General features: G+C 40.9%; 16 protein-coding genes. 12 read left to right on the top strand and 4 right to left on the bottom strand.

Going from position 1 to position 24,326, the window contains the following annotated elements:
- Positions 1-296: 296 nt before the first annotated feature.
- Complete coding sequence (locus B4G94_RS20930) at positions 297-1,682, top strand: nucleotide sugar dehydrogenase (RefSeq protein ID WP_286861695.1); 1,386 nt, start codon at positions 297-299, stop codon at positions 1,680-1,682.
- A 140-nt stretch (positions 1,683-1,822) separates the two neighbouring features.
- On the opposite strand, the gene B4G94_RS20925 is transcribed toward B4G94_RS20930, so the two are convergent.
- Positions 1,823-2,143, bottom strand: a complete 321-nt coding sequence (locus B4G94_RS20925) for a hypothetical protein (RefSeq protein WP_104383616.1) — start codon at positions 2,141-2,143, stop codon at positions 1,823-1,825.
- 513 nt (positions 2,144-2,656) lie between these two features.
- Here B4G94_RS20925 and B4G94_RS20920 point away from each other — a divergent pair.
- From B4G94_RS20920 to B4G94_RS20900, 5 genes are all read left to right on the top strand, one after another.
- Positions 2,657-3,247 carry an RNA polymerase sigma factor gene (locus tag B4G94_RS20920; RefSeq protein ID WP_286861692.1) on the top strand — a complete coding sequence of 197 codons (591 nt, stop codon included), beginning with the start codon at positions 2,657-2,659 and terminating at the stop codon, positions 3,245-3,247.
- An 82-nt stretch (positions 3,248-3,329) separates the two neighbouring features.
- Positions 3,330-4,346 carry a FecR family protein gene (locus B4G94_RS20915; protein ID WP_286861690.1) on the top strand — a complete coding sequence of 339 codons (1,017 nt, stop codon included), beginning with the start codon at positions 3,330-3,332 and terminating at the stop codon, positions 4,344-4,346.
- 23 nt (positions 4,347-4,369) lie between these two features.
- Positions 4,370-7,720 carry a SusC/RagA family TonB-linked outer membrane protein gene (locus tag B4G94_RS20910; protein WP_286861687.1) on the top strand — a complete coding sequence of 1,117 codons (3,351 nt, stop codon included), beginning with the start codon at positions 4,370-4,372 and terminating at the stop codon, positions 7,718-7,720.
- An 11-nt stretch (positions 7,721-7,731) separates the two neighbouring features.
- Entirely contained in the window at positions 7,732-9,117 is a 1,386-nt protein-coding gene (locus tag B4G94_RS20905; protein WP_286861684.1) for a RagB/SusD family nutrient uptake outer membrane protein, read from the top strand.
- Between the two features lie 20 nt (positions 9,118-9,137).
- Entirely contained in the window at positions 9,138-10,610 is a 1,473-nt protein-coding gene (locus tag B4G94_RS20900) for a TlpA disulfide reductase family protein (RefSeq protein ID WP_286861681.1), read from the top strand.
- A 73-nt stretch (positions 10,611-10,683) separates the two neighbouring features.
- Here the strand turns inward: B4G94_RS20900 and B4G94_RS20895 are convergent, their stop codons facing one another.
- On the bottom strand, positions 10,684-12,795 hold the full coding sequence (locus tag B4G94_RS20895; RefSeq protein ID WP_286861678.1) for a M3 family metallopeptidase: 2,112 nt from the start codon (positions 12,793-12,795) through the stop codon (positions 10,684-10,686).
- 170 nt (positions 12,796-12,965) lie between these two features.
- Here B4G94_RS20895 and B4G94_RS20890 point away from each other — a divergent pair, with 170 nt between their 5' ends.
- On the top strand, positions 12,966-14,042 hold the full coding sequence (locus B4G94_RS20890; RefSeq protein ID WP_108634694.1) for a DUF4407 domain-containing protein: 1,077 nt from the start codon (positions 12,966-12,968) through the stop codon (positions 14,040-14,042).
- A gap of 201 nt (positions 14,043-14,243) precedes the next feature.
- Here B4G94_RS20890 and rmuC read toward each other — a convergent pair whose 3' ends face one another.
- Positions 14,244-15,566, bottom strand: coding sequence for a DNA recombination protein RmuC (gene rmuC, locus B4G94_RS20885; RefSeq protein ID WP_286861675.1), 1,323 nt, complete (start codon positions 15,564-15,566; stop codon positions 14,244-14,246).
- A gap of 242 nt (positions 15,567-15,808) precedes the next feature.
- Positions 15,809-16,996 carry a formimidoylglutamase gene (locus B4G94_RS20880; RefSeq protein WP_108634692.1) on the bottom strand — a complete coding sequence of 396 codons (1,188 nt, stop codon included), beginning with the start codon at positions 16,994-16,996 and terminating at the stop codon, positions 15,809-15,811.
- Positions 16,997-17,103: 107 nt separating this feature from the next.
- Between B4G94_RS20880 and B4G94_RS20875 the strand changes: the two genes are divergently transcribed.
- The 5 genes from B4G94_RS20875 (at position 17,104) to mfd (ending at position 24,246) form a co-directional block, all read left to right on the top strand.
- Positions 17,104-18,075, top strand: coding sequence for an NAD-dependent epimerase/dehydratase family protein (locus B4G94_RS20875; protein WP_108634691.1), 972 nt, complete (start codon positions 17,104-17,106; stop codon positions 18,073-18,075).
- Positions 18,076-18,463: 388 nt separating this feature from the next.
- Complete coding sequence (locus tag B4G94_RS20870) at positions 18,464-19,756, top strand: HAD-IB family phosphatase (protein ID WP_165309335.1); 1,293 nt, start codon at positions 18,464-18,466, stop codon at positions 19,754-19,756.
- A 218-nt stretch (positions 19,757-19,974) separates the two neighbouring features.
- The gene (locus tag B4G94_RS20865; protein WP_108634689.1) at positions 19,975-20,559 is read left to right on the top strand and encodes a hypothetical protein; all 585 of its coding nucleotides are present in this window, start codon (positions 19,975-19,977) and stop codon (positions 20,557-20,559) included.
- Between the two features lie 2 nt (positions 20,560-20,561).
- Positions 20,562-20,693 (top strand): hypothetical protein, encoded by a 132-nt coding sequence (locus B4G94_RS20860; protein ID WP_281259393.1) that lies wholly within the window; start codon positions 20,562-20,564, stop codon positions 20,691-20,693.
- A gap of 214 nt (positions 20,694-20,907) precedes the next feature.
- On the top strand, positions 20,908-24,246 hold the full coding sequence (gene mfd, locus B4G94_RS20855) for a transcription-repair coupling factor (RefSeq protein ID WP_286861670.1): 3,339 nt from the start codon (positions 20,908-20,910) through the stop codon (positions 24,244-24,246).
- The last annotated feature ends 80 nt before the right edge of the window (positions 24,247-24,326 follow it).

Raw genomic sequence — 24,326 nt, 5'->3', positions numbered from 1 at the left:
TATTTTTAATGTAAAATTAGTATAAATCTGATAGATTTCAGTCTCAATCCAATTATTTATGCCGCCCCGATTCCTGTGTATTCAAACTCGGAAAAAGGGGCTTTTTCGTGCTGTCTACCTTCGTCCCGCCCCGACGATCTTGCGGACGGGCGGGACGAAGGTTCCATTAGCAGGCCGTATCTCCGATAAATTTGCTTTTTAAAGTTTTGCAGTGAAATATTGACTTTTATCGACAAAAAACAATTTCGAATTCTTTACATTTGTTGTTCAATTTATAGCTGATTAAGATAATCAAAATGAGTAAAACTATCAAGAAAATATGCTGTATAGGAGCGGGTTATGTGGGTGGACCAACGATGTCGGTAGTTGCCAGGCAATGTCCTCACATTGAGATTACCATTGTCGATATGAATGCCGAGCGTATCGCTGCCTGGAATGATGAAAACCTGGACAACCTTCCCGTTTATGAACCCGGGCTGCAAGAAATCGTTGCCGAAGCAAGAGGTCGCAATCTGTTTTTCTCAACCGATATCAACAAGGCTATTGATGAGGCTGATATGATTTTTATTTCGGTCAATACCCCGACCAAGAATTACGGAAAAGGAAAGGGAATGGCTGCGGATTTAAAATATATCGAGCTATGTGCGCGTCAGATCGCAGCAGTCGCCAAAGACGACAAAATTGTCGTTGAAAAATCTACTCTACCTGTACGCACGGCTGCTGCATTAAAAAGTATTCTTGATAACACGGGCAATGGTGTCAATTTCCATATTCTATCCAATCCTGAATTCTTGGCCGAAGGAACGGCAATACAAGATTTGATCAATCCGGATCGCGTGCTTATTGGCGGTGAGCACGAAGAAGCAATTGCGGCTTTAGTGGATATCTATGCTCATTGGGTAGATCACAGCAGAATCTTGACCACGAATTTATGGTCTTCTGAGCTCTCTAAATTGACGGCCAATGCTTTTCTGGCGCAACGGGTCTCTTCGATCAACTCGATCTCGGCGCTTTGTGAAAAAACAGGCGCCAATGTAGATGAAGTGGCCAGAGCCATTGGCATGGATACACGTATCGGTTCCAAATTCCTAAAAGCATCGGTTGGTTTTGGGGGATCTTGTTTCCAGAAAGATATTCTCAATCTTGTTTATATCGCACGCAGCTATGGGCTTACTGAAGTTGCCGAATACTGGGATCAGGTCATCTTAATGAATGATTACCAAAAACACCGCTTTGCCGACAATATCATCCAGACGCTGTACAATACTGTATCGGGAAAAAAGATTGCTTTTTTGGGCTGGGCATTTAAAAAAGATACCAATGATACCCGTGAATCAGCAGCAATCTATGTGGCCGACTATCTATTAAATGAGCAGGCCGAAATTACGGTATACGACCCTAAGGTATCCGCAGAACGTATTTACGCTGACCTGGACTATCTGAACACCCGTTCATCGGAAGAAAACAGGGCGCTGGTCAAAGTAGTCAATACGTCTTATGAAGCATGTGACAATGCACATGCCATAGCAGTATTAACCGAATGGGATGAATTCAAAACCTATGACTGGAAAAAGATCAAGGATGAAATGAAGAAACCGGCTTTTGTATTTGACGGGCGGAAACTACTGAACCGGAAGCAACTTGAAGACCTCGATTTTAAATACTACGCGATTGGGGAATAACATAACATATTCCACGATAAAGAAGAACCCTCAGCTATCTATATTTTCATACGGATATCACTGAGGGTTTTGTTTGTGCCTGTTAGCAACGCATAAGGAAAGAGAGATGAAACACAAGCGAAGCAACAGGACTTTTTATCTTAATTGTTTAACATGCCATAAACTTCATTCATGTAATACGATTCCTGCAAAGCATCCCTAAAGTTTTGCCATTGTTCTTCATCAAAGGAGAAAACGATATCAGGATAGGGTGTCTTCATAATCAAGCGAAACTCCCCATCCGGGAATGTACTGAAGAACAGCTCATCACCATTACTCTTAATAATGTTCAGAAAATCAAAAAACTTATTCTGCGTAAATGTCAGTACAAAACTTTGCTGCCAGATATAATATGTTCTGCACTTATGGCAAACACTAATGTGGGTATCTCCGCGTTGACTTAGGATCTTGGTATCACACATACTATACATATTTATTTAGACTCATTATAAATAATATCCAAATGTAAGCATTGTTTTTAGAATAACAAGTATTTTTTAAAAAAAAGCCATTGATTGTGTTTAATATTAAAAAACCGGAAATTTTATTGTGATTTATCAAAAAACCAAACAAAACGCAGTATGCTGACATAAATAAATGGTTATTTGACAATTTATTCAAAAAATTAAAAGTGAATTCCATTTTCATGTAATTAACCCTAATTTTGAATAATTACAGACTAGAAACCAATTTATTATGAATAAACCCAAATAAACATATCCAATGTTTACTTATGGAGATGCCCTCGCTGGCATTTATTACTAACCGTTGTCCATCTCCACTTGAGATTGATAAAAAAATGTATATCAATCAATTAATATTAAGTAAAAATTATAAACAGGCCTTGACCTTATTTAATAAAATCTGTATAATTGAAAAAAGTTACATTCCTTTAAACTACCAATCTAAGGAACTCAGCTTCACACTACCACATCATGAAAAACGATAAATATGCGTCTCATAATAACATAAGCCTATTAGCAAGGCTTCGAGAAGGCGATTTAGAGGCTTTCAATATTTTATATAATAGGTATTGGTCTGTACTGCTAGATGAATCCTACAAAAGGCTCGAAGATCTAGCTTCCTGTGAGGAGATTGTTCAAGATGTATTTATCGACCTTTGGGAACACTGTTCAAAAAGAGAAATCCTTAATGTGGAGGCCTATCTTTTTACCTGCATGAAATACAAGGTCTTCGAAACGTATAAAAAAAGCAAACGCAGAAATGTATTGATAGCGGAAAATAAGCAACTCTACCAAAGTCAGGAAGCTGTGGATGGCAATACCTATGGGGAAAAGGATCTAAAATCGCTTATCGAACAATGGGTATCTAATCTTCCGAAAAAAAGGCAAGAAATTTTTAAAATGAGATATCTGGATGGACTCACAACAAAAGAAATCAGCGACCTGACGAAAACTTCCCAAAACACCGTCCAAAATCATCTCGGTGCATCGATTCAAAAACTAAAGAAACTTGTTCTCCAGCACTTTTTGACATTACTTATGATTTTTTACACCTGTAAATAAGCTACTTACAAATAAAAATCTATTTAGACTAGTACATTTTCCTCACTCAGGGGCACTATTTAAGTGAACTTGTACTAATCCTATGCAATACCCTAACCAAGAGCTTGAAAAGCTCATTGACAAATACTTAAACGGCGAAGCCAGTTCGGAAGAAGCAGAGCTTGTAGAACGTTTTTTCGATTCATTCTCATCCCGGCCAAATTTACTCAAAACACTTCCTGATGAGGTACAGGAGGCCCTGAAAACACGTATTCATAGTGGCATTATGAACAAACTAGCGCCTAAAAAGAAACGTACATTCAGTTTCGCTCAAATTGCCGCGGCTGCTGCCCTCTTGTGCATCGCTTTTGCGAGTCTATATTTATACAAAATAAAAGCGCCCAATAATCAAGAAATCAGGCTAACAAATGGACAACAACGTCAAATTGTGCTTGAGGATGGCACAAAGATTACACTAAATGCCTCGAGCAAGATAATCTATCCTACTTCTTTCAAGGACTCGAATACACGTGAAGTTACCTTAATAGGAGAAGCATTTTTTGATGTCGCAAAAAATCCTTCCAAACCTTTCCTAATTCACACACCAAGAATGGAAATCAGTGTATTGGGTACTGCATTCAATGTACGTGATTATGCTGAAGAAAACAATGCCGAAACAGCTTTGGTGCGTGGTAAAGTATCTATTTGGAAAACAGGGAGCAACGATCAGAAATTTATACTAAAACCCAAAGAAAAATTTGTGATCACAAAGTTAGATGGATCTGTTAAGGAATTCGCCGATACAGATTTTAAAACTGTAGCAACTCCTACGGCTATAGCTATCCAACCATTCTCTGTATCTGAAAAGGATGGTTCTGCTTTAGAAACCGAATGGTTATTAAATCGAATTACAATTCAAGATGAAAGATTGCTTGATATCGCGCTGAAATTAGAGCGCATGTATGGAGTAGAGATCAAAATTACAAATAAAGCAATCGCTAGCCAACGCTACTCAGCGACATTCGAGAACGAACAACTGGAAAATATCTTAAAAGCATTACAAACTGTCAATTACTTTCAAATAAAAACAACGGGGAAAAATCAACTACAGCTATTTTAAAAACAATCAACCTACATAACTCCATGAACAAAACAAAACCCAAATTTAGAAAAGAATCGAGATTGGCTTTACTGCTCGTTTGTCTAAGCACCATGCATGTACAGAGCTTTGCCTATTCTCAAACCGAAAAAATTGATGTCTCTATCCAAGGCGGAAAGCTTGAAGATGTCTTTCAAACAATCAATGACAAAAGCAAATACAAAATGTTCTTTAGCAAAGCGAGCCTACCTAATGCGACGGTCAATATTGTAGGAAAGAAAATCAGTATCAAAGATATTCTTTCCCAATCGCTGGCAGGGAGCAACTTAACATGGGAAATATTGGACAACAATATCATCGCTGTAAAGGAAAAACAACAAAATCAGCAACACATCGCGGGTCAAGTAGTCAACGAAAATGGAGCGCCCCTAGCTGGCGTGTCGGTCATGATAAAAGACTGGCAAAAAGCAGAATACCGCAATATGCAAACCAGTACCGCAACTGATGTCAATGGGCAGTGGGGGCTCCGTATTCCAAATGACGATGTCATTATAACCTTTTCTTTTATAGGGTATCAAAAGATGGATATACCAGCGAAACAACTTATAGCTAGTCCTACCCCGATCAAGCTTAAACCCGAAGAAGGTAGTTTGGAAGAAGTGGTCGTTATCGGCTATGGTACAACAACACGAAGACTGAATACAGGTTCGGTTGCTTCGATCACTGCAAAAGACATTACTTCCCAACCTGTAAGTAATCCTCTTGCGGCCCTATCCGGGAGAATGTCCGGCGTATTAATCGCTCAAAACAACGGTGTACCCGGAAGTGCTGTTCAGATTCAGATCAGAAACCAGGCATCATTAAGTGGAACAACTTCAGGATCAATCCCCTTATATGTTGTTGACGGGGTTCCCTTCACCAATTTTAATGGTGGACAACCAGCTACCGATAACCTCAATTCATTTGGTATCTCAGCTTCTTCTGGAGGGTTAAGTCCGTTCAGCATGATTAACCCAGCCGATATCGAGCGTATCGATGTCTTGAAGGATGCCGATGCCACAGCGATCTACGGTAGTCGCGGAGCTAATGGTGTTGTATTAATCACAACCAAGAAAGGTCAAGCTGGCCGTACCCGTATCGGTGTCAACTTCAATACGGGATTTACTGAGGTCAACCGCTTTATCCCCATGTTAAATCTGGATGAATATCTGACCTTAAGAAAAGAAGCTTTTGCCAATGCTGGAGTTACGCCCACTGCCGATAATGCACCGGATCTTATGCTATGGGATCAGAACAAATCGACAGACTGGCAGAAAATGCTGATTGGAAACAAAGGCCATATAACCGACGTGCAGGCGAATATGTCTGGCGGAAACGAGTCCACCCGCTTTTTCTTCAATTCGGGATATAGACGTGAAAGCACCGTATTTTATGGGGACAGCAAAAATAGTCGGTTTACATCCCGCTTAAATCTCGATCACACCTCTTCCGACAAAAAATTCAATGCCGCCCTATCAGTTAGCTATGCCAATGACAATTCGGATATGCCTTCATCGGATGTAACATCACTCTACAATTTGGCGCCAAATTATCCAATTTATGGGGACAATGGAAAATACTATTGGTTACCATCCTCGGCATTTATAGACAATCCCATGGCCATGCTTGAACAGAAATACTTTGGCAATACCAATAACCTGATCTCAAATGTTAACTTAAGTTACAAAATAGTACCAGGACTGACAGCAAAAGCAAATTTTGGTTATACTATCACCCAATTGAATCAAAATAACCAACGGCCAATTACTTCCTTAAACAATACCGTCTCCAACCCGCTTGGTTTTTCCAGTTTCTCCAATACAAAGGCCGAAAATTGGATTATTGAACCCACATTGGATTATGTAAAAAATATCGGCGAGGGTAAATTGACGGCATTAATCGGGACAAGTTTTCAGCAGAATTCGTCGCGCTCGCAGACAACCAATGGTTCCAATTATTCAAACGATGCCCTTTTGGGTTCACTCAGCGCCGCAGGATCATTCACCGCCAGCAACAACCTCGTATACTACAAATACAATGCTGTATTCGGAAAAGTGAATTACGATTGGAAAGCGAAGTATTTGTTTAATGGAACGTTCAGAAGAGACGGATCATCTCGCTTTGGCCCAAAAAATCGCTTCGGTAATTTCGGTGCGGTAGGACTTGGATGGGTCTTTGGAAAAGAAGATTTTGTACAGGATAATCTATCTTTTTTAAGTTTTGGTAAATTGAGAGCGAGCTACGGAACAACAGGAAACGATCAGATTCCCAATTATATCTATCTCCCACTCTACTCTACGTCAATGGCTTATCTAAACAATCCTTCCATGAATATCGGGAGGCTTCCCAATGAATATATCAAATGGGAAACGACCAAAAAATTGGAGTTTGCACTCGATCTGGGTTTCTTGAAGGATCGAATCCTATTTACAGGGAACTTTTTCAGAAATCGTTCTTCTGATCAAATCACTGATTTAGTTTTGAGTACCCAGACAGGCTACAATAGTTATATGGAAAACCTACCGGCGTTGATCCAAAATACAGGTTTGGAATTGGAGTTGAATTCCACCAATGTGACAAATGAAAATTTCACATGGAAAACATCGACAAACTTTACATTTTATAAAAACAAACTCGTAGAATTTCCTGGAATTGAAAATACATTCTACGCAAGTAGTTTTCTAGTGGGTGAGCCACTCAATATGGTCCGTTTGTATCACTATCAAGGTGTGGACGCTGCAACAGGAAGAGCGTTATATGAAGATCGCAATGGTGATGGTGCTATTACAGCTGACGACCGTTATGTAGCAGATTTAGGTACGCCTTTCTATGGCGGATTTAACAATACCTTTTCCTACAAAGGCTTTGAACTGGGCGTATTCTTTCAATTTAACCACCGCTTTGGTGTGACCAAAATCCTCAATACAAGACCTGGCGCTTTGGTCAACCAAAACGATTACTGGTTGGACCGATGGACACCAAAGAACACCAACACAACCATCCCAGGTGCTATTATTCCAACAATACCAGGCGTGTCGAATGATGGAGCTGAGCTAAGCAATTCTTACAATCAATATACCAACTCCGACGCAGTTTATGGTGATGCTTCTTATATCAAATTAAGATCTGTCAATCTATCGTACAACTTACCGAAAAGCTGGACTTCAAAATTAAAAATGTCCAATTGTAATGTTTTTATGCAAGGACAAAATCTCTTTACCTGGGCCAAAAACAAATATGTTCTGGATACCGAAACGACCGTGCAAGGTGGCCCATCTGGTTTAGGTACCGGAACGATCGCCCAAGTATTGCCACCATTGCGCACGATTGTATTTGGATTTAACTGTCAATTTTAAAATTAGAGATCATGAAATTAAACATCAATAAAAATATATTACTATTAGCCATTACAAGTGGAACTCTTCTTGTCAGTTCCTGCGAAAAATTTGTAGAGTTGGGAGCTCCACCAACACAAGTTCTAGCTGGCGAAGCATTTGCTACAGATGCTTCTGCGAATAGTGTCATACGTGGATTATACGCCACAACATTAAGCATCAATCTCGCCGGGACTTCAACCTTTTATACGGGAATCGCCGCCGATGACCTTCAATACAATGCGGCTGATGCAAATACCTCCGAATTCGCCAGCAATAATCTGCTGAACACAAATGGCAATGTTGCTAATTTATGGTCAAATAGCTACCAACTTATCAAAAACGCGAATAATGCTATTTCAGGTCTCGAAGCGTCAACCACCCTTACCCCAGCTGTCAAAGATCAACTTTTGGGCGAAGCTAAATTTTTCAGGGCTTATGCATATTTCTATCTCGCCAATCTTTACGGCGATGTGCCCTTGCTATTGCGTGACGATCTGCACGCCTTTGAAGACGCAACTCTTTCGCGAACTCCTGTACAGCAAGTATATGATCAGATCATTGCTGACCTCAAAGATGCCGAGAGCAAAATGGCAACAACCTACGATGCAACCGCAAATCCAAGAGGCCGTGCTAACAAAGCTGCCGCCAGCGCACTATTGGCTAGAGTCTACCTGTATCAAAAAGACTATCAAAATGCAGAGTCTTACGCAACCAAAGTATTGCAGTCCGCTGATTATGGTATGCCCGCACCAGATAAAAACTTTGTCAACTCAAGCAATGAGGTTATTCTTCAACTGGGAAATCAGAGTGGCGTAACCACATTTGGTTCCAATTATATTACGGCAGCTACTGCTACACCGGGTTATACCCTGCCTGACGCTGTATACAACAGCTTTGAGACCTCCCCTACAATTGACTTAAGAAAGTCAAATTGGACAAGTTCAAAGACTGTGTCCAACAAAGTTTATTATGCCATCACCAAATATAAAGTTTCCTCGGGACAAGGATCCGAATATCACATTATGCTTCGCCTAGCCGAACAGTATCTTATTCGGGCTGAAGCAAGAACCAAACTAGGGAAGATTGCCGAAGCCCGGACCGATGTGGACGCCGTGCGTGCGCGTGCTGGACTTGCTGGGCTTAGTACAGCGTTAAACCAAACGCAATTATTGTCTGCAATAGAGACCGAACGTCTCCATGAATTTTTTGGTGAATTTGGCCATCGTTGGCTTGATCTCAAGCGGACCGACCGCGCTACGGCTGTCCTTTCACCGATCAAATCAAACTGGCAATCCACAGATGTCTTATTCCCGATTCCCCAAGCGCAGATTTTGATCAACAGGAACTTGACACAGAATCCGGGATACGAAGATTAATGAATTTAAAAATTATAAAAATGAAAACTCACATCTTAACGGCTGCATTCGCATTTTCGCTTACGGCAGCCTTTGCGCAGCAGCCTGCAAAAAACAAATACCAACAATACCTGCCTATTATTGAAAAAGGTACGTTGGTACAAAAGGATTCACTCGCCAATGCATTGATGGGCGAATTAAAAACATATAAATCGGAAGAGGACTATCGGACCACAATTAACGTTTTGCGCTCTTTAGGTAAAGAAGATTTGCAGGTTTCGGCAGAGACATTAGCGAAGAAAAAATATCCAAAAGGATCACTGACACGTGATGCCTTTATCACAGATGTATATTACAATGCAAGTACGCCAGTACAGAAAGAAAAAGCATATAATGAACTCCTAAAAAAATGGCCAGTTAAAAACTTTAGCGAAGAACCGTTGACATACGATTATGTATTAGCTAATCTGGCACAGAGTTTTGCCAACGACGGAAATGCACAAAAAGCAGTTCATTACCTAGGGGAAATGAAAGAACGATTCTGGCGTGGAAATGGATATATCCCTGTCGGTCAAATTCTATTGAGCGCAGGCGACACGACTACAGCGGCTCCACTATTAAAGACCGCTATGGATGATAGCTATTACTATTTAACACTTCCCGAGGATCAAAAAGACAATAAAGCTCGCTTTGCAGCGATGGGGTACGCAAGCTCCATGTCAGCTTATGTAAATATTCTTGTTGCTCAGAAAAAATACGCTGAAGCACTAAATTACATTGAGAATGCGCTCAAAGCTGCGCCAGAGCAAGCGGACGGTCTTGCCATGGTGTATTACAAATCATTAATGGGTACAGGCAGAAAGCTGGAAGCATACAACATTTTAACCAAATTATATGCTAAAGGACAGTTTGCTGTTGAAAATGATCTTAAAAAACTATATACGGAATTGAACGGATCTATACAGGGATACGAGAACTTTAATGCTTCACTGAAAACAGAGTTAACGCAAAATATTCGTAATCATATCAAGGAGATGGCAACCTTTAAACCAGCACCCAATTTTGAACTACTCAATCTAAAGGGGGAAAAAGTATCTTTGGCCAGTTTAAAAGGAAAAGTTGTCGTCTTAGACTTCTGGGCAACTTGGTGTCAGCCTTGTGTGCGCTCATTTCCCGGTATGAAAGCGGCTCAAGAATCTTATGCAAATGATAAAGATGTACAATTCTTATTTATAAATACTTGGGAACGCGATAAGAATTATAAAGAGAATGTGGTATCCTTTATCACAAAAAATAATTATCCTTTTGAAGTGCTTTACGACGATCAAAAAGATCCGCAAACTGGTGAGGTCATGGCAGCGAAATTTGGCGTCAAAGGTATTCCAGCCAAATTTATCATAGACAAAGAAGGAAATATTCGTTACTTTTTGACCGGATCTACGCCAAACGTGGACTATATCAAATTAGAAATGAAGGAGCTCATCGAAGCTGCCAAAAAACCTTATAAAGGGTAAAAATACAAAAGGCTGTCTCCGACGTTTGCTCAATACAAACATAGGTGACAGCCTCTTTTTTGTGTATGCTAGATTAATTCAATCCTCTTTTTTTCAATAAATATTTCGGATCCGGATCTGCTCCTCTAAAGATGCGGTACATTTTTGCGGGATCATCCGTTCCTCCTTTTTCAAGGATATTCTTACGGAATGAATCTGCTGTCGCTTTATCGTACAGCGATTTTTCCTTAAAGGCCGCAAAAGCGTCCGAGTCTAATACTTCCGACCAGATATACGCATAGTAACCTGCTGAATAACCTCCAGCAAAGATATGCTGAAAATAAGTGCTTCTATAACGTGGAATAATTGCGTCTATAATACCAATTTTCTTCATTGCCGATTTTTCAAATCCTTTGACATCTTTCGAAATTTCTTTGGTTGTGGCATGATAATCCATATCGAGCAATGCAGCCGAAAGATATTCTACGGTCGCGAAGCCTTGATCAAAGGTTCCTGCTTTTTCCATTTTCTGAATCAAGGAGTCCGGCATGGCCTCTTTGGTCTTAAAATGTTTTGCATAGGTTTTTAATACTTCTGGATCTGCGGCCCAATTCTCCATGATCTGTGAAGGTAATTCCACAAAGTCGCGTGGCACCGAGGTACCCGCCATTGATCTGTACCGAACATTGGAAAGCAGACCATGTAAGGCATGCCCAAATTCGTGGAATAGCGTAGTCGCCTCATCAAAAGTCAGTAATGCTGGATCTTTTCCGACAGGTTTTGTGAAATTACATACGATCGAAATTACCGGTGCAACACGTTTACCATCTTTTGTGGACTGATCACGGTAAGATGTCATCCATGCGCCACCACGTTTCGATTCACGCGGAAAGAAATCCGCATACAAAAGTCCCAGATGTGAACCATCTTTGTCTTTCACTTCGTACACTTCTACTTCCTTATGGTAAGTGGGTACGTTATTTAAGGCAACGAATGTCAGACCGTATAATTTGTTTGCCACAGCAAAAGCACCTTCACGTACTGCTGGCAGGCTCAAGTAGGGTTTTATTTCATCTTCATCCAATGCAAAGCGTTTTTTGCGGATAATCTCTGTATAATACCGCCAATCGTAGGGTGCAACAGCAAAAGTACCACCCTCAGCTTTAATCTCTTTTGCGATATCTGCCTCTTCGCCTTTCGCTTTCGCCAAGGCCGGTGTCCATAACTTATTCAATAAGGCATATACATTTTCAGGTGTCTTTGCCATGGATTCCTCAAGCACATAGGCTGCATGTGAGGTATAGCCTAATAGTTTTGCCTTTTGAAGACGAAGATTAACAATTTTCTGAATGATTTCTTTATTATCACTCGTGTTATCGTGGTTTCCGCGCATTTGATATGCTTCCCAGATTTGCTTTCTCAGTTCACGGTTTTTGGCATACTGCAGGAAAGGCATGATCGAAGGATTTTGTAAGGTAAATACCCATTTGTCCTTTTTACCCTTGTTAACAGCTTCCTCAGCAGCAGCTGTTTTCAATGATTCCGGCAAACCCTCCAATTGACTGGCTGAATCCACCACAAGCTGGTAGGCATTGGTTTCAGCCAATAGGTTCTGGCCAAACTGTGTTGTCAATGTCGAAAGTTCGGCATTGATCTTTTTCATTTTTTCTTTATCAGCATCCTTCAGATTTGCACCGGAACGTACAAAGCTTTTATAGGTCTCTTCCAAAAGCTTGTTGTCCTGCGAATCCAAACCAAGTGTATTACGGCTGTTCCAAACTGTTTTAACTTTATTAAATAGCTTGGAGTTCATCGAAATTTCATCGGAATGGCTGGACAATATCGGCGCCAAATCTTTTGCAATTGCCTGAATGCTATCATTGGTATTCGCGCTGTTTAGGTTATGAAATACAGTAGATACGTTGCTTAGCAAGCTTCCTGCATTTTCAAGGGCTACTATCGTATTTTGGAAAGTAGGCTTATCGGAGTTATTGACAATGGTGTCAATCTCCAGATTATGTACTTTTATTGCCTCTTCAAAGGCAGGTCTGAAATGTTCGGTTTTGATCTTGTCAAATGGTGGAACATTAAAGGGCGTCTCATAGGCTAATAAAAGAGGATTATCTGTCATCATTTTTTTTTCCTCACAACCAACAAATGCAGTTGCCACTATCATTAAAAATGGCAAAAGTTGTCTTTTCTTCATATCGTCTGATTATTCCTGATTTTTTTTCAAAGATAATAAAATTAGGCAAATACGGGAGCCCCACCTCTTTGCATCCTAAGTGAGCAAAAAACCGTCATCCTATTGTAAAACAAAAACTTATTCGCAAATCTTGTTAAAAATATTCTGTCAATTTGGATAAAAATATTTTAATGAGCGCTATTAACCGTTTCTTTTGGGGATGTGCAGGTGTACATCAAGAAACTCTTGAAAAGTATCCCGAGGAGCATAGTAAGTACACAGCCATAGGTGCTACTATCTTTTTTACTGGATTATTTGCCAGTCTTTCTGGTGGATATGCGATGTATTTTGTATTCAGCGGAGGAACGTTGGACTGGTTTCTGGCCATTGTATTTGGCATCATTTGGGGCTTGGCGATATTCAATATGGATCGATACATCGTATTGAGCATCAATAAATCCAAAAGTGGCTGGATGCAGCTCTTACAGGCCTTGCCCCGTATTTTGTTGGCTATTCTAATTGGTTTGGTCATTTCACGTCCATTGGAGCTAAAAATTTTCGACAAAGAGATCCGCGAGAATTTACGTGTACGTTATCTTGCTGACCAACGCGCAAAGATCGACACCCTCAATAATACATTCAACAAAAAATACAGCAATGAGGTCAATCAATTAAAGGCAACAAGTGTAGAGCGTGATTCACTTGAATCTAGTATCAAGACCGACCGCACCAAATTAAATTATGAAATCTATGGGAATAAAACCACGGAGACATCGGGTGTGATGGGTTATGGCCCCTATGCTAAAATGAAGGAAGAAGATCTTAAAAAGAAAGAAGCTTATCTAGACACGCTACGTAATAAAATAGCAGCACAACAAAATGCTATCCGTCAAAAACAAAAATTTGAAGGGATACTGGATCAAAAGGTTTTGTCAAATGCCTCGCTGGACAGCGCCGTGAACGTTGCAGGTTTCGCCGATCGCAATTCGGCGCTGGGTAATCTGCGCTATGATGCCAATGGAAAGGTCAATGAATCCAATGCGAATGCGGTATTCTTTATCGCCCTGCTCTTTGTGTTTCTGGAATGTCTTCCTGTCATTGTCAAACTATTGGCCGGACGCGATCCTTATGACAATGAAATCCAAAATCTAAGAACTCTACACGATTACGAATCGGATACCAATCTCGTTGTGGAGAAGGAGGCTGTTGATCGTCTAAAGGATACTTATGTGGATGTTTCAATCAACAAACGCATGAAAGAACTGTAGGGAGGTATTAGTATTGAGTAGTTAGTCGTGAGTATTGAGACTTTGCCGGGTACAAGCCTACGGCTTATAAGTGAGCTTGCATTATCTATTACTATGGAGATATAAGTACTGAGACTTTACTGTTTTCAAGCTTTCGGCTTATGACCAGCTCTTCAATCTTTGTTGTTATGCCTACAGAACCTGTCGGGAAGGAAGACTTAATTATTCATCTTCGTCCAGAAATTTAGCATCGATCTGCTTATTCGCCTTTGCGCCCAAGCGTTTCAGCTTCTCTACTTTTCCGATAACATTTCCCGCCCCCGTAGACAGCTTTTTGGTCGCATCTTCATGGCTTTTCAATGCGCGTTCCAGCTGATTTTGAACCTGCTCCATATCCGTCAGGAAGCTCACAAATTTATCGTACAAACTGCCAGCTTCTTTGGCGATTTCAATCACATTGCGTGTCTGACGTTCTTGTTTCCAGATACTGGCGATCGTACGCAATGTCGCTAGCAGGGTGGATGGGCTGACGATCACGACCTTGCGGTCCCAGGCATCACTGAATAGATCCGGTTTTTCTGCGACAGACATGCTCAATGCGGATTCAATCGGCATAAACAACAGAACAAATTCCGGCGATTCTATCCCATATAGCTCATGGTAGTTTTTGGCGGAAAGTTCTTTCACGTGATTTTCGACAGACTGTACATGTTGCTTAGCAAAAATCGCGCGGTCTTCATCGGTCTCGGCATTGACCCAACGTTCATAAGCAACCAGGGAAACTTTAGAATCCACGATAAGATGTTTATCTTCTGGGAGATCAATAATTGCATCGGGCTGCATTCTGCGCCCTTCGGCATCCATCAAGGAAACCTGTAGCCTAAATTCACGGTCTTTCATCAGTCCCGAACGTTCCAGCACTCTTTCCAAAATCACTTCCCCCCAATTGCCTTGTTTTTTCGTATCTCCTTTTAACGCTTTGGTTAAACTATTGGCTTCGTCTTTAATCTTGAGACTCTGTTCGACCAATTGCAATACAACGCCCTTCAAGGAATTGCGTTCAGCCGCTTCCTGGTTATAATTTTTATCTACCTTCTCCTCAAACAGCTTGATTTTTTCCTTTAAGGGATCCAAGATCAGACCGAGTGAACGGTGATTTGTTTCGGTAAATTTCTGAGTTTTCTCTTCCAATATTTTATTGGCGATCACTTGAAATTCATTGTTAAACTGTCTTTTTATTTCAGCGATTTCATTTTTTTGTTCCTGGAATTTATCCAATTGGGCCTCATAGAAGGAACGTGTACTTTCCAGCGAGCGCTCAGCGACCAATACACTCTCGCGCTCTTTATCCAATTCGTTCCTCAGCATTAAACGTTCTTCGAGGAGACTTTGCTCCCGTTGCTGTGAACGCGCCAGTTCTATTTTCAATGTTTCCATCTCCTTATTCGGACCGATATCCAAACCTGGCGCGGTATTTTTTTTTAATACCAATATGATCAAAATGACCAGCAACAAGACAATGCCTGCAAAGAAAAATATTTCCATGATTTAAATTTTACGAGAATAACAGCTTTTGGCTTTTGTCACCGTATAACTGCTATTGAAATTTTTGATTTACGTTAAGTCCTGCGGAAGTATAGATGGATCGTTTCGTACGATCGTACCCCTTTTGACCGATGCATATATGTTCTCAAAATTCGGGAACGCTGCAGTCACTCCTGTGTCACTGAATGTGAACATCTCATGGATAGTTATTTCATGAGGAGTGATCCGCCATTTATTGTTGCCTATTGCAGTTTTTGATGAGTCTTCCACCACAGATCAGGCATTTCGCCAGAAATAGCTAGCTGATAATCTTCGTAGCGGCATGGCACCAGATAATACCTTTCATTGACCGATTTTGATCCAAAGTATGGTACCTGTATCCACCAGCGATCAGATTTTTTGCTTTTCACAAAAACCAATTCATGTTCTTCATTTTCGAGTGTTGTACGATAGATAATATAGGATGATTTCGGGTACAACGGTGTATCTTGTTTACGGTTATAATAGCCATCAATAAAACACCAGACCATCTGCGACACCAACATGGCCGTCTGTTCCATCGGATCAAATGTGGGGTTCAGTTCATAGAAACCGATAGAAGTACATTTGTCGGACATACCGGCATAGCGTGCCAGCTGACATGCTTCGTCGCCGTACAGCCCATTTGGAATTGCATTGGCATTGCCGGGTGCCTCCGAGGCACGGATGGCCCCGATGTCAAAACTGATCATATCAGCCGCCCGAATAAGGGGTTCGGACTGATCCATCCTACCTGCGATCATGCCCACTCGGGTTGCATTGAAAAACAATTTGTCGTACATATTGATGGATTCTTTACTGACAAGGTAGGTCTGGTAAGCAATGGAATTCAGGTTAAACAAATAATCAGGCTGATGTAGAATAATGTGATTGACATAAGACCTCGAATTGAGACTGACATTTTCGGCTTCTTCCTGATTGAGATCAAAACGTGAATCCACAATAGCAAGCTCAATCTTTCGTTCCAAGTTCTGGTATCCCAAGTATTGTGCATAAGTCAAATCCTGTCCGCCACCAATAATAATCGGAAGGATATTGGCTTTCACCAATTCTTCTACCACAGATTTCAGTGCGACATAGGTATCTTGGATGGTATTTCCCGCCTTTATATTGCCCAGATCTACTATATTCATCTTATAATCGCCTTGATACAGCGTATAAAGATGTTTGCGTACCGCATCAGGGGCTTTGTCGGTCCCATTGTTATTGATGGATGCCCGATCTTCCTGCACACCGACAATTGCCAACTGGGGCTTATCACTTTCCTCCCAGGTAGGAAAATCGGTCTCATAAGCCTGGATCACATTCCCTAACTGGGAGCTCAGGAAACCATGCTCAGGAGAAATACTTGTAATTGAGATCGGACTGAAAAATACGGACAATGACGACATAAGCTATAGTTTGTTTAAGACACCTCATTTTTTGGGATGCAACTCACACAAATATCCATTTATTAACTAACTTTTGAAAACATTATTTTTAACAGTATCTTTATCAAGTGATATTAATAACTGGAGGAACAGGTTTTTTAGGGTCTACGCTAATCAAACAATTGATAGACCGCGGAATTGACGTCATTGCCATCAAAAGAGCTCAATCGACTATTCCGGCAGCCCTACTGTCCTCATCATTGATTCAATGGATTGATGCAGATATCAACAATTATTTTGAGCTCGAAGATGCGCTGGAGGGAGTGACAAAAGTATATCATTGCGCGGCGCTGGTTTCCTATCAGAAGAAAGATGTCAAATCACTTTTTAAGGTCAATGTAGAAGGAACTGCACATATTGTCAATCTATGTTTAGAAAAGGGCATTCGCCTGCTTCATGTCAGTTCAATCGCGGCTTTGGGCACAAATAAGGACAACCTGCCAGTCTCGGAGAAAGACCATTGGGAGCACAGTCCGACGACCTCTAATTATTCGCTTTCTAAATATCAGGCAGAAATGGAGGTTTGGCGCGGTATTACCGAGGGCCTGGATGCTGTTATTGTGAATCCATCTGTCATATTGGGCGCAGCGGCCAAAGATAAGGGATCGGGAGCACTGTTCTCAATGATCAATAAAGGATTGAAGTTTTATCCAAAGGGGAGTGTTGGGATAGTTGACGTCGAGGATGTCGCAACAATCATGATCCAATTAATGGAAAAAAGCGATATTACTGCTGAACGTTATATCATCAATCACGTCAACATCCTCAATAAAGATTTGCTCAGTGTAGCCAGTGTCCTAATGAACAAGCCCGAGCCTACGATTGAAGTTTCCGAAACACTTCTTCAGATCGCGTCCACTGTCTCTGGTGTGTTATCTGTCTTCAAGAAATCGGGCTCATCGCTGACCAAAGAAACGGCCGCGGCATCAAGCGCTAAATTACAATACTCCAATGCAAAGGTCCAGTCACTCCTGAACCACAACTATCGTCCATTGGAACAAACATTAAAAGAAATTGCAAATTTGTACAACAAACAGTAAAATAACATAAATAGTAAACAACCAAACCCTGAACCCGTCATGAGCGTATCAAACTATCAGATAAAAAAATAAAGCCTGCATGTTTATGATTGATTCATTTGCTAAACAGTATTCCTGTGAAACAATCACAAACCTCTATTGCTTATTAAGGAATGATTAGTTGGCCATGATAGCTTCATCGTCATTAAAAACAAGTTATTACGATGAAACCATCATGAGGTTAACCAAGTCACAATTCAAAAATGATACGTACCGCTCATGATAGCTTCATCACCATTAAAAAACAAGTTATTGCGATGAAACCATCATGAGGTTAACCAAGTCACATTCAATAGTGATACGTACTGCTCATGATAGCTTCATCACCATTAAAAAACAAATTATTACGATGAAAAATTATTACATCATTGATTTTGATAGTACATTTACACAAGTAGAAGCGCTCGATGAGCTCGCCCGGATCTCACTTGAAGATCATCCTGAGCGCGAAGCGATCTATCAAGAAATCGAACGCTATACCAATCTTGCCATGGAAGGCAAACTTTCCTTCCGCGAAGCACTCGCCGGCCGGGTAAAATTGTTGAATGCCAACAGAAGCCACTTGGACAAACTGGTATCTCACCTCAAGAAAAAGGTATCAACATCCTTCTCCCGCAACCGGGAATTTTTCAGAAAACATTCAGATACGGCTTGGATCGTTTCCGGAGGTTTTAAGGAATTTATCACCCCCGTTGTGACGCCCTATCATATCAAAACCGAGAATATCTATGCAAATACGTTCAGATTTGATGCGGAAGATAATATTATCGGGTTTGACGAAGAAAATCCTTTGTCCAATGAAGGTGGAAAAGTACAACTACTTAAACAACTCAATATCGAGGGACGGCTTTTTGGCATCGGCGATGGTTATTCGGATTTCCAGCTAAAAGAGTCCGGATTGATTGAAAAATTCTTTGCCTTTACAGAGAATATCCAGCGCAAAAGTGTCACTGAAAAAGCAGACTTCATTACACCCAGCTTTGATGAATTCTTGTATGTGAATGATTTACCACGAGCGATCTCATATCCTAAAAATCGGATTCTGTGCCTCATTGTCGGCGATGTTCCTGAGATTGCAGCCCATATTTTAAAAAGAGATGGTTTCTCGGTCCGTACAAAAGAAACCTTCGAAGAAAAATATGTGAAGGATGTTGGGATGCTTTTGTTGGGCAACAATATCGACATTACCGATGAACAGCTGCAACAGGCAGATAAGCTAAAAACGATCGGATATCTGGGCGATATCAAGGGGCATATCAATAAGGATATCTGTAATGCCAAAGGAATTGTCGTCTTTGATGATAAAAAAAGCAAGAAGAAAAATTCGGAATTTATCCCACGTCGCATGGCCGAATTCATCAACAACGGCGATACGTATTTAAGCCGCAATTTCCCGAATTTGATCTTACCAAAAGTAAAACAGGTGACGAGATTGCTCCATATCCATAAAAACGTTCCGGGTATTATGGCCCAAATCAATAATGTATATGCGCAGAATGATATCAATATCGTTGCACAGTTCCTGATGACCAAAAGTGATATCGGTTACGCTGTTACCGATATACAAGGTGAGTATGATAAAGATCTATTGAAGCAATTGAAACAGATTGAAAATACGATCAAGTTTAGAATATTGTATTAGATCAATTGGACCGGGATATCTACGCCATGCAATGACTCCAATTTAATAAGATGATGAATAAAGGAGCAAGGATGACGGACTGTTAGCTGAACAAGCAGGTGTCTTTCATTTTTGCTCTATATACAGAGCAGCTATTTACGCGTAGATGAGGAAACTATAAAAAGAGAATATGCCTCTGTGGAGGGTAAGATTATATTATAACATCATAACTTTAAATCATGTCGCTACACCAAGATGCAGAATTAAAGAAAGCAGTCCTTGAATTACCGCAAAAGGAAAAAGACAAATTACTTGTCCGCCTGATCAGCAAAGACAAAATGCTGATGAAACAATTGCACTTTCAATTGCTGGAAAATGAATATGACTTGGAGGAACGTATTGATAAATTGCGGAAGCAACTCGCTCAATTGTTTGACATCGGGACAAATCAGATTGCCAATACACCACATCACAGCAATTTTATTGCATTGAGTAAGCTTGTCAAACAGGCCAGCGGTCTGGTGAACGAACACGAGAAAGTCACCAAAGACAAAACCAGTGAAGCTGAATTTCGTTTTTATATTCTACAACGGGTCATAGGCGATTATGAGCGACTATTCGATTCATCCTATCAATCGGCAGCCCATAAATTGCATAAATATATCACGGGCCGTATTAAACATGCTGTCGGTAAATACGATAAACTCCATGAGGATTTTCAGTTCGATTATCGGGAAGATTTTCAAAACGCCCTACACGCTTTTGGCAATACAACATTAAAAAGCTATATTAGCGAACAGCGAATTGAGCTCGACCTAAATTAATCATGAGAAACAGCAAAAACCGTGTTAAAATCGGATCCTATCGTATCACTGCCTACGAGCAGTATAAATTAATCTATCTGGCGATCCTTTTGATCTTATTGGTCTTTGCCTATACATTTCACTTAGTAAAATAGCTCATTGAGTAGCCTCAACAGCTAATCTTTAGGGACATGCGGCATAACCCGTCTTTTCCTGACAACGTTTTCGCTCGCAATTCAGGACATACTGCCTTTTTGCCTCTGCATCAAAAGTTCACTTCCGGACAAGTTTTTACCAAAAAATTTAGCACAACATACCACATACTTAAGAGGATTTAATTAAATTCGCAATTATTCGAAATTTTTGCTCGTGGGAATTCAAGAAATACTAGAAAAATACAGTCAAAGCGAATCAGTCCAATCGCTTACAACGGCTATGCAGTCCAAAAATCCAAAGATTCAGCTGAAAGGTCTCATCGGTTCTTCGGATGCATTTATTGCCGTTTCCTCCTACAAATTGCAGGAGCGTCCGATGGTCTTTATTTTACCGACACACGAAGATGCCTCCTACTTTTTAAGTGATCTGGAAAGCCTTCTGGACAAGCAGGTACTTTTTTTTCCTTCTTCTTACCGAAAAGCTTTTGATTTCACACAGACGGATTCGGCAAATGTATTACAGCGTGCAGAAACATTAAGTTCGCTCAATCATACATCGGAATTGCCAAAGATGGTGGTTACCTACCCCGAAGCGATTGCCGAGAAGGTAATCAATCGTACCGATCTGGAGAAAAATACCCTAGAGATTACAGAAAATACGGCTTTAAGTATTGATTTCATCAATGAATTTTTGATCGAGTACGATTTCGAACGTGTAGATTTTGTCTATGAACCGGGGCAATTTGCCATACGAGGTGGTATCGTAGATATTTTTTCTTTCTCGAACGACCTTCCCTACCGCATCGAATTCTTTGGTGATGATATCGAAAGCATTCGGACATTTGACATTGAATCTCAGCTTTCTGTCAATAAAATCCATAAGGTTACCATCGTTCCGAATGTTCAGGCCAAATTTCTGACCTCGCAGCATATTTCTTTACTGGAATATATCGATCAGGGGGCTTCCATCTGGATCAAAGACGCCCAGTTCACCCTAGATGTTGTCAGAGATGGATTAAAAAAAGCAAAACAACTCTGGACCAGCTTGACCGACAAACAGAAAAGAGATAATCCTGAATGGCATAATCCCGAGCACGAATTTACCGACGAGAAAAACCTCAACGCCTTATTTTTTGATTTCCCGATCATAGAATTTGGAAAACAGTTTTTTTATAAAGGGGAGGTCGCGCTCAAGTTTGACATTCATCCACAGCCTTCTTTTAATAAGGACTTTAATCTGCTGATCCATAATTTTAAGGAAAATGAAAGCCATCGAATCCAGAATTTGATCTTTTCGGATTCAACGAAACAGGTTGAACGGATCTATACGATACTGGAGGATCTTGACAAAGCGGCCACTTTTATCCCTATACACAAAGCATTGCGCGAAGGCTTCAGGGATGATAGCCTGAAACTAGCCTGTTATACGGATCATCAGATATTTGACAGGTACTACAAATACAAACGGAAAAAAGCTTACGAACGTTCGCAGGCAATTACACTGAAAGATTTACGTGATCTCAAACCCGGGGATTTTATCACCCATATTGATCATGGTGTGGGCCGATATGGCGGTCTGGAAAAGGTCGATGTCAACGGTAAATCTCAGGAGATGATCCGGCTGATCTATGCCGACAATGACCTGCTTTATGTCAATATCAACTCGTTGAACCGGATTTCAAAATATTCTGGCAAGGAGGGTACGGTGCCGAAGATGAATAAACTTGGTACGGATGCCTGGGATAAATTAAAGAAAACGACCAAGAAGAAGGTCAAGGATATTGCCCGTGACCTGATTATGCTCTATGCAAAACGGAAGGCTCAACATGGTAATGCCTTCTCGCCGGATAGCTATTTGCAGAATGAACTAGAGGCCTCGTTTATCTATGAAGATACCCCAGATCAGGAAAAGGCTACAGCAGATGTAAAAAAAGATATGGAATCGCCACATCCAATGGACCGGTTGATCTGTGGTGACGTCGGCTTTGGAAAGACAGAAGTCGCCATCCGTGCGGCATTCAAAGCCGTAGCAGATAGCAAACAGGTGGCCGTTTTGGTTCCGACAACGATCTTGGCATTACAACATCATCGTACATTTACTGAACGCCTAAAAGGACTTCCATGCAACATTGACTACATCAACCGTTTTAAAACGACCAAACAGATCAAAGATACCTTGGCTCGGCTTGCGGAAGGAAAAATAGATATTATCATCGGTACGCATCGCCTGGTGAGCAAGGATGTCAAATTCAAAGACCTTGGTCTGATGATTATTGATGAAGAGCAGAAATTTGGTGTCGCCGCCAAAGAGAAACTAAAGGCAATGCGCGCCAATGTGGATTCGCTGACCTTAACAGCGACTCCGATCCCAAGGACCTTACATTTCTCTTTGATGGGAGCGCGCGATCTAAGCATTATCTCGACACCGCCTCCTAATCGTCAACCGGTACAGACCGAGTTGCATGTCTTTAATGAGGCATTGATCGGCGAAGCAGTCAGCTACGAGCTGGACCGGGGCGGACAGGTTTTCTTTATCCATAACCGTGTCGCAGATCTTCCCCAGCTAGGCAATTTAATTCGCAAGCTCGTTCCCGGAGCACGTGTTGGTGTTGCTCATGGTCAACTGGAAGGAGATGAATTGGAAGATGTGATGCTCAAATTCATCAACCACGACTTTGACGTGCTGATTGCAACGACAATTATCGAAGCTGGTCTTGATATACCGAATGCTAATACGATTATCATCAATCACGCCCATATGTTTGGCCTCAGCGACCTGCATCAGATGCGGGGTCGTGTAGGGCGTTCGAATAAAAAAGCATTCTGTTACCTATTGAGTCCACCGCTATCGACATTGACCCCTGAGGCCTATAAACGCCTTTCGGCCATCGAGGAATTTTCGGAATTAGGTTCGGGTTTTAATGTTGCTATGCGGGATCTGGATATCCGGGGTTCAGGAAATTTATTGGGTGGTGAGCAATCGGGCTTTATCGCTGAAATCGGGTTTGAGATGTACCACAAAATCTTGGACGAGGCTATTCAGGAGCTCAAAGATGATGAATTCTCGGAGGTATTTGCGGATGAGCACGAGCGCAAATATGTCAATTTCACACAAATAGACACAGATCTTGAAGTATTAATCCCCGATGAGTACGTCACAAATATCACCGAACGCTATAATCTGTATACGGAACTTTCCAAACTTGACAATGAACAGCAGCTGGCAGCATTTGAAAAAGAACTCGAAGACCGCTTTGGCCCTATCCCGCACGAAGTATTCGAACTATTCAATACTTTACGCCTGCAATGGTTTGGAAAAACAATTGGGTTCGAAAAGATATCTTATAAAAAGCATACCCTCAAAGGTTATTTTGTGAATAATCCAAAATCAAGCTATTTTGAATCGGATCAATTCGGCCGGGTGCTGTCTTTTGTACAGTCCCATCCTGAGATCAGCAATCTCAAAGAGGTTAAAGGGCAACTCCGTCTTGCATTAAGCAATGTAAACACAATTAGTTATGCGCTGAACCTGCTCAAACAAATGTTATCTTAAGTATGCCACACTGTCCTTATAAATAAAATCTACTTATTGCGTAGATTTTATTTATATTTGGTTTACAAGAAAACCTTCCT

The sequence above is a fragment of the Sphingobacterium sp. UBA7625 genome, from assembly GCF_002484085.1.
Taxonomy (GTDB): Bacteria; Bacteroidota; Bacteroidia; order Sphingobacteriales; family Sphingobacteriaceae; genus Sphingobacterium; species Sphingobacterium athyrii.
The sequence above is the reverse complement of the archived record's forward strand: the minus strand, read 5'-3'. Positions and strand labels throughout refer to the sequence as shown.

Excerpts from the sequence above, each read along its gene's own strand:
- B4G94_RS20890 (WP_108634694.1), top strand. The coding sequence starts at position 12,966 with ATGAGCGCTATTAACCGTTTCTTTTGGGGATGTGCAGGTGTACATCAA.
- B4G94_RS20925 (WP_104383616.1), bottom strand. The coding sequence starts at position 2,143 with ATGTGTGATACCAAGATCCTAAGTCAACGCGGAGATACCCACATTAGT.
- B4G94_RS20910 (WP_286861687.1), top strand. The coding sequence starts at position 4,370 with ATGAACAAAACAAAACCCAAATTTAGAAAAGAATCGAGATTGGCTTTA.
- B4G94_RS20865 (WP_108634689.1), top strand. The coding sequence starts at position 19,975 with ATGTCGCTACACCAAGATGCAGAATTAAAGAAAGCAGTCCTTGAATTA.
- B4G94_RS20895 (WP_286861678.1), bottom strand. The coding sequence starts at position 12,795 with ATGAAGAAAAGACAACTTTTGCCATTTTTAATGATAGTGGCAACTGCA.
- rmuC (WP_286861675.1), bottom strand. The coding sequence starts at position 15,566 with ATGGAAATATTTTTCTTTGCAGGCATTGTCTTGTTGCTGGTCATTTTG.
- B4G94_RS20915 (WP_286861690.1), top strand. The coding sequence starts at position 3,330 with ATGCAATACCCTAACCAAGAGCTTGAAAAGCTCATTGACAAATACTTA.
- B4G94_RS20900 (WP_286861681.1), top strand. The coding sequence starts at position 9,138 with ATGAAAACTCACATCTTAACGGCTGCATTCGCATTTTCGCTTACGGCA.
- B4G94_RS20905 (WP_286861684.1), top strand. The coding sequence starts at position 7,732 with ATGAAATTAAACATCAATAAAAATATATTACTATTAGCCATTACAAGT.
- B4G94_RS20870 (WP_165309335.1), top strand. The coding sequence starts at position 18,464 with ATGAAAAATTATTACATCATTGATTTTGATAGTACATTTACACAAGTA.
- B4G94_RS20880 (WP_108634692.1), bottom strand. The coding sequence starts at position 16,996 with ATGTCGTCATTGTCCGTATTTTTCAGTCCGATCTCAATTACAAGTATT.
- B4G94_RS20860 (WP_281259393.1), top strand. The coding sequence starts at position 20,562 with ATGAGAAACAGCAAAAACCGTGTTAAAATCGGATCCTATCGTATCACT.
- B4G94_RS20920 (WP_286861692.1), top strand. The coding sequence starts at position 2,657 with ATGAAAAACGATAAATATGCGTCTCATAATAACATAAGCCTATTAGCA.
- B4G94_RS20930 (WP_286861695.1), top strand. The coding sequence starts at position 297 with ATGAGTAAAACTATCAAGAAAATATGCTGTATAGGAGCGGGTTATGTG.